The sequence below is a fragment of the Methylovulum sp. genome (assembly GCF_028687615.1).
In the GTDB taxonomy this organism is placed as follows: Bacteria; Pseudomonadota; Gammaproteobacteria; order Methylococcales; family Methylomonadaceae; genus Methylovulum.
Map to the genome: position 1 here is coordinate 1 of NZ_JAQTZU010000049.1, position 12,342 is coordinate 12,342.

The following is a 12,342-nucleotide window of genomic DNA, read 5'->3' on the forward strand; positions in this document are numbered from 1 at the left end:
GGCGCCCTGCCGGTTGTCCGGCCACGCCGGCAACCGCCGCGTGCGCCCACACACATTATTTCTGCCCACCTTGTTAAAGAGCGCCGGGGCAAGCCCCGATCAAGTCCATCTATTCTACAGATGTTTTCCTTGCTGTCAATCCTTTTTTTCTTCCGGCGGCCCCGCCAACCGATGCCGCCCCGCCCGGCGCCCTCCGCCGGGCTTCCCCAATGCTTGCGGGAAAGCCGGTTATTATAGTTCACCCTAGATTTTTGTCAACAAGGCCGTTAATAAAATACAACGGGATTGGCCGGAAAAACCTTGTCCGACCAATCAGTCAAAGCCATTTTTTTAAATTTTATGATAAATATCAGCGCCTTCTTCAAGAAATTGCCTGGACTTTTCATCCATGCCTCGCTTCAACGCCTCGGATTCGTCTTGGATGTCTTTTGCCGTCGCATAATCACGCACATCCTGGCTAATTTTCATCGAACAGAAATGCGGGCCGCACATGGAACAAAAATGCGCCACTTTGGCAGATTCTTTAGGCAGGGTTTCGTCATGGAATTCACGCGCCTTCTCAGGATCCAGGCCGATATTGAACTGGTCTTCCCAACGGAATTCAAAACGCGCCTTGGACATCGCGTTGTCGCGGGCTTGCGCCCCTGGATGGCCTTTCGCCAAATCCGCAGCATGGGCGGCGATTTTGTAGGTCACTATGCCTTCGCGCACGTCTTGTTTGTTGGGTAGGCCCAAATGCTCTTTTTGGGTGACATAGCAGAGCATCGCGCAGCCGTACCAGCCGATGTTTGCGGCACCGATGGCCGAGGTGATATGGTCGTAGCCAGGCGCAATGTCGGTGGTGAGCGGCCCCAAGGTGTAGAACGGTGCTTCGCCGCATTCCTCCAACTGCTTTTCCATATTGACCTTGATCATGTGCAATGGCACGTGACCCGGACCTTCGATCATGGTTTGCACCTCGTGCCGCCAAGCGATTTTGGTCAATTCGCCCAGCGTTTCCAACTCGCCGAATTGCGCCGCATCGTTGGCATCGTAAATTGACCCAGGACGCAAACCATCACCCAGCGAGAACGACACATCATAAGCCTTCATAATTTCGCAAATGTCTTCAAAATGCGTATATAAAAAGCTTTCGGTATGGTGGGCCAAGCACCATTTCGCCATGATTGAACCGCCGCGTGAAACGATGCCGGTCATGCGCTTCGCGGTCAACGGCACATGGTGCAGGCGCACACCCGCATGGATGGTGAAATAATCCACGCCTTGCTCGGCTTGTTCAATCAGCGTGTCGCGGTAAATTTCCCAGGTCAGCTCTTCCGCTTTGCCGTTGACTTTTTCTAAAGCTTGGTAAATTGGCACGGTACCAATTGGCACGGGTGAATTGCGCAAAATCCATTCGCGGGTTTCATGGATGTTTTTGCCGGTGGACAAATCCATAATCGTGTCGCCGCCCCAACGGATACCCCAGAGCATTTTTTCGACTTCTTCTTCTATAGATGAAGTGACCGCCGAATTACCCAAATTGCCGTTGATTTTGACCAAGAAATTGCGCCCGATAATCATTGGCTCCAATTCGGGATGGTTAATGTTGGCAGGAATAATCGCCCTGCCCCGCGCGACTTCGCTACGGACAAATTCGGGCGTAATCACATCTGGAATAGAGGCGCCAAAGGAGTCACCCAGATGCTGGCCTTTCCACAATTCGCGCATCTCTTCCATTTTTTGGTTTTCGCGGATGGCGATAAATTCCATTTCCGGCGTAATGATGCCTTTGTGTGCATAGTGCATTTGCGAGACATTGTGGCCGGCTTTTGCGCGACGGGGCTTGCGGATATGTTCAAAACGCAGAGGGGCGGTGGCGGGGTCGAGCAAACGTTGCAAGCCAAATTCTGAACTAGGGCCGGTCAATTCTTCCGTGTCATCACGCTCGGCTATCCAAACGGCCCTTACCGAACCCAAGCCTTTTTTTAAGTCAACCTCAACATTCGGATCGGTATAAACACCTGATGTATCATAAATATACAACGGTGGGTTTTTTTCAGAGCCGAAATGGACGGGAGTGTCAGACAGGGTGATCTTGCGCATGGGAACCTGAATATCAGGGCGGCTGCCTTGCACATAAATTTTTTCCGAGGCGGGGTAAGAGTCGATTTTTACGCTGCTTGCCACAGTTGAATCTTGTTGTTCTTTAAGAACTGCGCTCATGTTTTTCTCCAAATATTAATTGTTTCATAAGTAATCGCACCCTAAATTTCAAAATTGGTTTTGCGATTACTTATGAAACAATTAATAACTTATTGATTGGATGTATTAATCGTCCCATAAGTTCGCGCACAGCAGGATGAGGTTACTGTGCGCGAACTTATGGGACGATTAATACATAAAATAAAGCGCAGGAAGTTTTGCGGGCTTTCCTACGCTGGTATTAACCAGAGTCAGGTTCAAAGGGTTTCTCTCAGCCTCAAGATAAATCAGGAAGCACCCCTAGCCTTTACCGATGTCGATCTAAATTAAAGGAAAACCTAGCGGATTGCAAGCCGCGCCTGTTAGCCAATATTTACAAGCCATTTATTAAATAGCAGCCTTTGAACATAACAACCACTTAATTGGGATACGTTAAATAACGTTATATATCAATATGATATAATTTATAATATTGTTATTAGCCACTTATTGTCCAGATCACCTAAGCAGCTCGCCTAAAATACTACGGTGATATTTTTGTTTTTACAAAAACAAGTGCATCCGCAATAGCAACACAATGCGATGTTCGCATTTAACTAAAATGCCTTCTTTAACATCACAAATTCAAAAAAATTTCTCAGGAAACAGAGTATTTTAGTCAAGATACCGCGTAACTATATTGACTCAATATCAATGCTCATGTTATATCCTAACGGGGTATTAACTGAACAGATCTTTTACCCTGATTCTGGGCTAAAGCACTTCAATAGCCGGCTAGGTTAGTGACGAAAAACCTGATGAAAACTAAAAAAACAACTTGATTAAAAAACAACTTGATTAAAAAAACCGTAATTTCATTCTCAACACTTCAGTATTCAGTACATCAATAACTGCGGGGGCTAAGTTAAAGAAAACGATCCGGTTGGATAACAACAAAATAACAACAATAAACAATAATAAAAATAGAGGAGCAAGCCGATGCGGGACATTTTTCGACGATTTATTGGTCAGATGGCTGACCAATATGCAACCGTTTTACTCGTGCTGGGGGCGGTTGCCACCATCACTTATATGATTCTTATCACAGATATACGCAACCAGGAAGGCAATGCCCGGCTCGTGAAAATGAGTACCGAACAAGGGCAATTGGTGGGCGACATTAATTTATTGCTCACCGAAAAAACCTATCTAACCGATGCCGAGGTGATACGCCGCGTTGACGGCAAAATCATCTCAAACCTGACCTTGCTCGATCAAAACCATGCTTCGCTCAGTGCCGGTGACCGCTATATCCGCGAAGGGGAGCGTCTGGTCCATGTTCCGGGCAACTTATCTCAAGAGCTAAGGATTATCTATTTCGATAATGCCAAACCGCTAGACCAGCAGATGAGAACCTATCTGAGCACGGCCCGTGACCTTTACAGGCGCTCCGCCAACCATTTGACACCTGGCGATCCAGAACTCAGCAAACTTCTGTTCACATTGTCCCCACACTTGCAGGAAGAAATTAGCAAAGCCAGCTCCCTCTACCAACGGCAAAGCGAGTTTATGCTCGGCACTACGGTCAACAAACAGCACATGATGTTTGCCATTTCTTTGGCGACCCTGCTATTGGTCGGTACCTTGTTGCTACAACCGCTGGTATTGAAGCTAAAAGAAAATGCTTTAAAAATCCAACAGGAAAAAGCTTTTGCCGATAACGTCATCAACACAACCCAAGCCTTGATCATCGGCCTTGATGCTAATGGCCAAGTCGTGCTGTTCAACCAGTACGCCGAGGAGAACAGCGGCTGGTCGGAAGAAGAAGTCAAAGGCAATGACTTTTTCAGCCAATTCATCCCCGAACATAATCAAGCCGAATTGCGCAAATTGTTCACCGACATGATGTCAGGGGAACTGCAATATGCCGACGCCATCGAAACCTTGATGCGCATCAGCACCGGTGATTTGCTGAACATTGTCTGGAACCCAACGGTGATCACCGATCCGGCAACAAGTACGCCACTGATGTTCCTGGCGACAGGGCTGGACATTACCGAACGTAAGGAAGCGGAACAACAGGTAAAACAAGCGAACGCCGAATTGGCGCAGCTATCCAGCCGTCTGCAAGGCGAAGTCAACTTGGCGGCGACTTTGCAACGCTCCATCCTGCCGCAACCGGTGATTTCCTTGCCCGGTATCCAGGGCTTGGCGAACCTGCTGACCTCCAGCGAGGTCGGCGGCGACTATTACGATTACTACAAAGTCGGCGGACACCACAGCATCCTGTTCATTGGTGACGTCAGCGGCCACGGGGTGGCGGCGGGTACGATGGTGGGCGCGGCGAAAGCGGGGGTTTATCCGCTGATCCACGAAGGCTACACCAACCCTGGCGAAATCCTCAACTCGCTCAACATCAACATGCAGGCGACCGCCCAGCAATCTTTGTTGATGACGATGGCGTGTTTGAGTTTGGATGCAAGTAACGGACGTTTGGTGTTCGCCAATGCCGGACACGTTTTGCCTTACCTACTGCGTAAAGACGCGCAATATTGGGAAATGCTGGAAGCGTCCGGCCTGCCCTTAGGCAAAAGCTTGGATTCTGATTACTTGCATTCCGCCATCGAATTGACACTGAATGTCGGCGACAAATTGTTCTTGTACACTGACGGGCTGGTCGAAGAAGAATCGCCATCGGGCGAGGCTTTTGGTTATGACCGCCTCGAGTTCTTGTTAAATGCCAATATTGATGTCGAAAACCCTGAAGACTTACGCAATATTTTAATGGATGCTTTAAGGGTGCATTGCCGTGGCACGGCTTACACCGATGACATCACCATTGTCGTCTTCAGCCATACCGACCGTGTCATCCAGGCATCACAAAACAACGATGTCAGCGACATCATCCGTATCTCGGAAGGCTTTTACCGCCAAGGCGAACACCCTATCCCGCGGATTTCCAAAGAATATGTCGTATTCCTCGCTGAACAAGGTTATTCCGACTTGCTGACCCGTTTCAGCCAAGACGGTATTTGCCGGATTTTGCCGAAAAACGATGACTTCTGCCAAAAACTCGGCTGGGAACATCTGCTGAACCAACATCACGAATCCGCCGATGATGATTTGTACGCGCTCATGCCCGGACAACCCCAATACCGTCAGTTCCAATTGACCCATACCGAAGACAAGGCATTCATCACCGAGGAAATTTTTTCTTGGCTGAATGACCAAGGCACACTGCCTAAAGACCATATCGAGGCGCTCATGGTGATCCTCGATGAAATGACCGAAAACAGCTTGTACGCCGCGCCCCGCGACGGTAAAGGCATTGCCTATTACGAAAAAGGCGAATCACGGGAATTGGATGCGCATGAAGAAGTGCGTATCGACATTGCCGTGGCTGACGGCTTGTTAGGCTTGATGATCACCGACAACTGGGGTACGTTGACCCCCGGCGTGTTCTTAAAAAATATCGCCCATGCAATGGAAAACGGTGTCGAAGCGGGAATTGGCGGTGTCGGCCTGTACATGATGTGGCGGCTGTCCGATTATCTGCAAATCCGTGTCCATCCACAAAAACGCACTCAGGTGACAACCCTTTGGGATATTAACAATCCCATTGATATGGATGTCGATTCCGGCATCCAATTCATATACCACACCGAATATGAAGCCGCATACCCTGTAGGAGCGTAACCATGAGCATGAACAATACTTTTACCATCAAGCAAATCGCTAGCGAAAACAATAGCTTCACCTTCGATTTGGTCGGTGCTATTGATGCCCATGCCAACAACGTGCTGGATTCCTTGGCACAAATCCCCGCAGGCTCCTACGTCCTGCTCGACTTCAAACAAGTTGAGCGCGTCAACTCTATGGGCTTGTCATTACTACTGAAGGTTTTTGAAAATTGGGAGCGGCAAAAAATCCGTATCGAAGTCCAGCACCTGGACCGCATGGTCAGCATGCTGTTTAAAATCACTGGCTTGGCGCGTTTTATAAAATCCGATGGCAACGCCCCCGAAACGACCGGCACCACGCCGTTAAACCTAGAGCAGCCACATCATATCGAAGCCAAAACAAATAAGCCCGCAACCGTCATTAGCCATGACAAGCTGAATTTTATCGCCAGCATGCAATCCGGCCAACAACTGACTGGCTGGTATTTGCTCAACACCTATTTGCAACGGCGCATGAAAAAAGCCATACATTTCGAGCAAACCGTCGATACGCCAAATGCCGACAGCACCGACTTATTGTTTGCGAAACCGTTTGAAGCCTCGTTGATGATCAAGCAACACGGTTTTATCCCCGTCATGCGGCCCGCTTCAGAAGCGGATGAAGTGGTGGTTTTGACCCGTTCTGACGATACCCGCAGCTTGGCCGAATACGTCAATGCCTGCGTCAGCACGGCGACAGAAAATAGTTTTGTCTATCTGTTGGGCCGTTTTTTGTGTGATGAAAACGAGGTTGATTCGTCAAAACTAACTTTTGATTTTTCCGGCAATGAAATCAAAGCCTTGCAGACATTGATACGCAAAAAAGCTGATTTGGCGTTTATGCTCAAGAAAACCTTTGATGGCTTGTCGTCATTCAGCAAAAACAGTGTCCGCAAACTGGATGAAAGCCAAACTGATTTTGCCTGCCATCTTTTTCTGGTCGCCCCGCATTTAAGAAGTGAAGCCGAAAGTTTGGGGGAAATCCTTGTTGCCATGAGCAACGACGGCCAAGGCCAGCAAATCTTGCAGGATATTCAGATTCAAGGCTGGAGCAAACCCGAAGAAGGCGAAATCAAAATGCTACAAATGGTCTATGACCGTTATCGCGGCTGATAACCCTATCCGGCAACATTGATGGGGAATTACGCTATTAAAAAGGCGCCTAAGAACCTGTTCTTAGGCGCTTTGTATATTTTTCGGTTTTTGGAGCGCGGTCATCTTGACCGTTCACAGCATAGCTACCGGCTTTTCACACAATCATCTGAATTTATAAGGACTAAACCCTTGACGTCGTATGCAGCAGGAACTCATTAATCTGGAACAAAGCTTCCAGGACTCAATCCTAACCAAAATTAACGACCCGCTACTCGATCAACATCAAATAGAGTTATGGCTAAAACGGGATGATCTACTGCATCCTGTCATTTCCGGCAACAAATGGCGGAAACTGAAATACCTCCTCAAGCACGCCCTATCGCTCGATTCCCACACCTTAATCAGCATGGGCGGTGTCTATTCCAACCATTTACACGCATTGGCCTATGTCGGCCAGACATTGCAACTCCAAACAATCGGCCTGATCCGCGGCGACCAAACCCACGCTTTGACCCCCACCTTACAGGATGCCAGTGACTGGGGCATGATCCTAAAATTTGTCTCCCGCACAGATTACCGTTTACTACGGAAGTATCAGAACTGGCATGACTTGCCCGATTTGCCACCCGACGCCTATTGGCTGACCGAAGGTGGTGCACAAACCTTGGCTTTGCAAGGCGTCGCCGAGCTTGCCAGTGAAATCAGCCTGCCTTACGACTGGCTATGTGCCCCTTGCGGCACCGGAACCACCTTGGCAGGACTCATTAACGCCGTCCCCGGACACAGCCGTGTACTAGGTTTTGCGGCGTTAAAAAATGCTGGATTCCTATACAAGGACATTGCCGGACTTTTACCCGAACCATGCCATAATTGGGAGCTTAATCTGGATTATCATTTTGGGGGTTTTGCCCAAACTTCCCCAGAACTTTTCTGTTTTATCGGGCAATTCCAAAACCAAACCGGCATTTCGTTAGAACCTGTTTATACGGGAAAAATGTTGTACGGCTTGTATGATTTGATCAAAAAACGCACATTCAAACCCGGCCAAAGGATTATTGCCATCCATACCGGCGGCTTACAAGGCAATCGAGGTTTTCCACAATGCACCGACAACCATGATTAGACAACAAGAACCCGAACTCATGGAAGATCCCGAACAGGTGCTGGCTTACGCCGAAGCCGATTTTGAGATTCCACATAATCATTTCATCCAACACCTGAAAGCATTCGTCGGCAATGATTTCAAAGGCATCGCGCTGGATTTAGGCTGTGGTAATGGCGATATAAGCTGGCGTTTTGCCAGTGCTTATCCCGCCAGCCGACTCGATGCCGTTGATGGTTCCGCCGTCATGCTCGATTACGCAAAATCCGTTGCCCCTATTCACAAGGCGGCTCCGGTAAACTTTATTCATGGCCGATTGCCCGTCGTCATCTTGCCACAACCCCATTATGACATTATCTTTAGCAACAGTTTATTGCACCATCTGCCCGACCCGCAGACACTTTGGCAAACCCTAAAACGTTATTCGAAGAAAGGTACGCAGTGCGTCATCATGGATTTATTGCGCCCTATCAGCATAGCCACTGCACAAGATATGGTTACGGCTTATGCAAGCAATGAACCGGACATCCTGCAACACGATTTTTACCATTCCTTGCTGGCGGCTTTCCGCATTGAGGAAATTACCGAGCAATTAGCCGACGCGGAGCTGCCTTTTAATGTAGTGCAGATCAGTGACCGGCATGTTTTAATCACCGGCACCATGCCTTAACTCTGTATGTGTGTCCCATAAGTTCGCGCACAGTAGAATGAGGTTACTGTGCGCGAACTTATGGGATACACATACAATCAATCAATCAATAAATTATTAATTGTTTCACAAGTAATCGCCGGAACAATTTTGAAATTTAAGGCGCGATTACTTATGAAACAATTAATATTGATGGAAATCATAATGGATAGCAACCCGACAGCCCCAAAACCCAACCTGAACACCCCCAGCTTGTACATCAACCGCGATTTAAGCTTGCTGGAATTTAACAAGCGCGTCCTTGCCCAGGCCAAAAACACCAGTGTGCCATTACTGGAAAGGCTTAATTATCTGTGCATCTCCTGCTCAAATTTGGATGAATTTTTTGAAGTGCGGGTCGCCAGCATCATCGAAATGGCGAGCATTGACCCCAATACCGTCAGTGCCGATGGCACCACGCCGCAAGAGCAACTGGCAAAAATCGCTGTCCATGCCCATGAACTGGTAGCTGACCAGTATAAAGTGCTCAATGAGATTTTGATCCCTAAATTGGCGGAAGAAAATATCCGCTTCATACGCCGCAAAGAATGGACTAAAGCGCAACACCAATGGCTGGCCAATTATTTCAACGAAGAATTGCTGCCGATTTTGACGCCGGTGGGCTTGGATTCCGCCCATCCATTCCCCCGTATCCTGAACAAAAGCCTCAATTTCATCATCTCCTTGACCGGCAAGGACGCCTTCGGCAGAAACAGCGGGCGTGCCGTGCTGCAAGCCCCGCGCGGCTTGCCCAGGGTCATCCAATTACCGCCCGAAATCGCAGGCAACGGGCCGCATGATTTTGTATTTTTGTCGTCGATTATCCATGAATTTATTAACGACCTGTTCAATGGCATGAACGTAACGGGGTGTTACCAGTTCCGCGTCACCCGCAACAGCGACTTTTTTGTTGATGATGATGCGATTGATGACTTGCTGCTGGCAGTACAAGGTGAATTGGCGATGCGCAATTACGGCGACGAAGTGCGCCTGGAAATTGACGCGAACAGCCCCGAAGACAAAGTCAACTTCTTGCTGGAACGTTTCCGTTTGAGCCGTGACCGCCTGTTTTTGGTCGATGGCCCGGTCAACCTCAACCGGCTTCAAGAAGTCAATGATTTGCTGGACCGTCCCGAACTGAAATTCCAACCCTTCAAACCCAGCGTTCCCGCACAATTGGGCAAAGACAAAGACATTTTTGCCGCCATCAGAAAAAATGACATCCTATTGCACCATCCGTTTGAATCATTCTCGCCCGTCGTCGAATTCTTGCGCCAGGCCGCCGAAGACCCTGACGTACTGGTCATCAAACAGACCTTGTACCGCACCGGCGCGGATTCCCCGATTGTCTCGGCATTGATAAAAGCGGCGAAGGCAGGCAAAGTGGTCACCGTGGTCATTGAATTGCGGGCCCGGTTTGATGAAAAAGCCAATATCGACCTGGCTTCCAAATTGCAGGAAGCGGCGGTGCATGTCGTTTATGGTGTGGTCGGTTACAAAACCCACGCCAAAATGTGCTTGGTGCTACGCCGCGAAGACAAACAACTACGCAATTATGTGCATCTGGGAACCGGCAATTACCATCCCAAAACCGCGCAAATCTACACCGATTACGGCTTGTTTTCCTGTGACAAAGAACTCGGTGAAGATGTACGGCGCGTGTTCGCCCAGCTCACCAGCCTCGGCAAAGTGACTAAGCTCAATAAACTGCTGCAATCACCGTTTTCCCTACACAAAAGCTTGATAGAAAAAATTGAACGCGAAATTGCCCATGCCCAAAGCGGCAAAACGGCCAAAATCATCATCCAAGTCAATGCCGTCGTCGAAGAGCAATTGATCCAGGCACTCTACCGCGCATCCCAAGCCGGGGTGGAAATCAAGCTGATTGTGCGGGGCATCTGCTGCTTGCGTCCGGGCATTCCGGGTGTTTCTGAAAATATCGAAGTGCGGGCGGTCATTGGCCGCTTTTTGGAACATGCACGGATTTATGTGTTCGCCAATGACGGACACCAGGAAGTTTACGCCTCCAGCGCGGATTTGATGAGCCGCAACATGTTCAAGCGCGTGGAAGTGTGTTTTCCGATTGAAAACAAACGACTCGCCGCACGTATCTTGCACGATTTGAATTTATACTTGCAGGATAATTCCCAAGTCTGGTTCTTGCAGCCGGATGGCAGTTACCGGCAATTGCCACCAACTGGCAACGAAGTGTCGGTGCAAGCGCAAACCCTGCTTTTGCGCGAATTGCAGGCTTAAGCATGACGGCGATTTATGAAATTGCCCAACTGGGCGCGGACATTTTGCGGCAAATCGCCGAACCCATAACCGATGTCCACTCGCCAGAAACCCGTGACATGATTATCGCCCTGCAAACCACCTTGGCAACCAGCCAAGGTGTCGGCCTTGCCGCGCCGCAAATCGGTTTGTCCAAACGCCTGATCATTGTCGCGTCACGACCCACCACGCGCTACCCCGACGCGCCGCTGATGGAACCCACCGTGATGATCAATCCCAGTTATGAAATTTTGTCAGGCGAACAGGAAAAAGACTGGGAGGGCTGTTTGAGCATACCGTCAATCCGCGCATTGGTGCCGCGTTACCTGCGTATTTTGATCCGCTACACCAATCAACACGGCGGCCCGGTGGAATCGGAACAGGAAGGTTTTATCGCCCGGATTTTCCAGCATGAAATAGACCATCTGGACGGCAAGGTTTATCTCGACCGGGTGGTAGACACCCGCGATATTGTTGCGGAAAGTGAATATTTTAAACGCTTAAGGGATTGATCATCTTATACCCCTATCAAGTGCTGCGCCCTAGTACTTCGTCATTCTTGAAATGTCGAGTAAGGTTAAGCATCGTGGGGCGGTTGAGACATTGAACGATTCGGTCGGGGTATTTATCGAATGGCGCAAGACCAGCCAATTATCCCCGGTGAAAACCAGCAATACTTACGGGCTCGCCTACGACGACCCTAAAACCACGGCTCCTGAAAAATTCAGATTTGACCTCTGCGGCTCAGTCGAAGCGGACGTGCCGGAGAACCCGCAAAGTGTCATGACTAAAATCATCCCGGGCGGGCGTTGCGCTGTGGCCCGCCATTTAGGCCCGCATGAAGCGATGGACGACAAGATACGATTTTTATATGGAATATGGCTGCCGGAAAGCAATGAAGAATTACGCGACTTTCCTTGCTTCTTTCACTATCTGAACCTGTTTCCTGACGTGCCCGAACAGGAGTTGATCACCGATATTTATTTGCCTTTGAAAGAAGCCTGAATTTTTACATCATGGCTGAAAGCGAGTAGCCCGTATGCGGCAAGGCGGATTACGGGTTTTTTCCAACTCAGACATGCCGTATTTAATCGCATGGGTTCGGTACGGGTTTTCGGAATTGGAAAGTGTGCGGTTCCGAACCCCGTATTCTCTATGCCCTGCGGGTACGCTACCGCTGCATACGGGCTACGAGCTGATTTTAAATCAAGCAATTATCAGTTATTTTCGGGTGGTTTTTTCGGCGTAAAAAAGCCATCCCCGTGCCATTCGGCAAGCATTGCGTTTATTTTCCAAAAAAA

8 protein-coding genes and 1 riboswitch are annotated in these 12,342 nt (G+C 49.0%); of the genes, 7 read left to right on the forward strand and 1 reads right to left on the reverse strand.

Annotation, left to right across the window (positions count from 1 at the left end; genetic code table 11):
• Nucleotides 1–330 precede the first annotated feature (330 nt).
• Nucleotides 331–2,205 (reverse strand): phosphomethylpyrimidine synthase ThiC, encoded by a 1,875-nt coding sequence (thiC, locus tag PHH59_RS16555; RefSeq protein WP_300018861.1) that lies wholly within the window; start codon nt 2,203–2,205, stop codon nt 331–333.
• A 189-nt stretch (nt 2,206–2,394) separates the two neighbouring features.
• Nucleotides 2,395–2,496, reverse strand: a riboswitch (TPP riboswitch).
• Nucleotides 2,497–3,162: 666 nt separating this feature from the next.
• Here thiC and PHH59_RS16560 point away from each other — a divergent pair.
• From PHH59_RS16560 to PHH59_RS16590, 7 genes are all read left to right on the forward strand, one after another.
• Nucleotides 3,163–5,859 (forward strand): SpoIIE family protein phosphatase, encoded by a 2,697-nt coding sequence (locus PHH59_RS16560; RefSeq protein WP_300018864.1) that lies wholly within the window; start codon nt 3,163–3,165, stop codon nt 5,857–5,859.
• 2 nt (nt 5,860–5,861) lie between these two features.
• Nucleotides 5,862–6,995 (forward strand): PhnD/SsuA/transferrin family substrate-binding protein, encoded by a 1,134-nt coding sequence (locus PHH59_RS16565; RefSeq protein WP_300018867.1) that lies wholly within the window; start codon nt 5,862–5,864, stop codon nt 6,993–6,995.
• A 181-nt stretch (nt 6,996–7,176) separates the two neighbouring features.
• The gene (locus tag PHH59_RS16570; protein ID WP_300018870.1) at nt 7,177–8,100 is read left to right on the forward strand and encodes a pyridoxal-phosphate dependent enzyme; all 924 of its coding nucleotides are present in this window, start codon (nt 7,177–7,179) and stop codon (nt 8,098–8,100) included.
• Nucleotides 8,093–8,749: a class I SAM-dependent methyltransferase gene (locus tag PHH59_RS16575; protein ID WP_300018873.1), complete on the forward strand. Its 657-nt coding sequence runs from the start codon at nt 8,093–8,095 to the stop codon at nt 8,747–8,749. Before PHH59_RS16570 ends, PHH59_RS16575 begins: the two co-directional genes overlap by 8 nt.
• A gap of 183 nt (nt 8,750–8,932) precedes the next feature.
• On the forward strand, nt 8,933–11,023 hold the full coding sequence (ppk1, locus tag PHH59_RS16580; RefSeq protein WP_300018882.1) for a polyphosphate kinase 1: 2,091 nt from the start codon (nt 8,933–8,935) through the stop codon (nt 11,021–11,023).
• A gap of 2 nt (nt 11,024–11,025) precedes the next feature.
• Nucleotides 11,026–11,553, forward strand: coding sequence for a peptide deformylase (def, locus tag PHH59_RS16585; RefSeq protein WP_300018876.1), 528 nt, complete (start codon nt 11,026–11,028; stop codon nt 11,551–11,553).
• A 52-nt stretch (nt 11,554–11,605) separates the two neighbouring features.
• The gene (locus PHH59_RS16590; RefSeq protein ID WP_300018879.1) at nt 11,606–12,046 is read left to right on the forward strand and encodes a GyrI-like domain-containing protein; all 441 of its coding nucleotides are present in this window, start codon (nt 11,606–11,608) and stop codon (nt 12,044–12,046) included.
• Nucleotides 12,047–12,342 lie beyond the last annotated feature (296 nt).

What these genes read in the sequence shown, in the direction of transcription:
- ppk1 (WP_300018882.1), top strand. Translation starts at nt 8,933, where the DNA reads ATGGATAGCAACCCGACAGCCCCAAAACCCAACCTGAACACCCCCAGC.
- thiC (WP_300018861.1), bottom strand. Translation starts at nt 2,205, where the DNA reads ATGAGCGCAGTTCTTAAAGAACAACAAGATTCAACTGTGGCAAGCAGC.
- def (WP_300018876.1), top strand. Translation starts at nt 11,026, where the DNA reads ATGACGGCGATTTATGAAATTGCCCAACTGGGCGCGGACATTTTGCGG.
- PHH59_RS16560 (WP_300018864.1), top strand. Translation starts at nt 3,163, where the DNA reads ATGCGGGACATTTTTCGACGATTTATTGGTCAGATGGCTGACCAATAT.
- PHH59_RS16565 (WP_300018867.1), top strand. Translation starts at nt 5,862, where the DNA reads ATGAGCATGAACAATACTTTTACCATCAAGCAAATCGCTAGCGAAAAC.
- PHH59_RS16590 (WP_300018879.1), top strand. Translation starts at nt 11,606, where the DNA reads ATGTCGAGTAAGGTTAAGCATCGTGGGGCGGTTGAGACATTGAACGAT.
- PHH59_RS16570 (WP_300018870.1), top strand. Translation starts at nt 7,177, where the DNA reads ATGCAGCAGGAACTCATTAATCTGGAACAAAGCTTCCAGGACTCAATC.
- PHH59_RS16575 (WP_300018873.1), top strand. Translation starts at nt 8,093, where the DNA reads ATGATTAGACAACAAGAACCCGAACTCATGGAAGATCCCGAACAGGTG.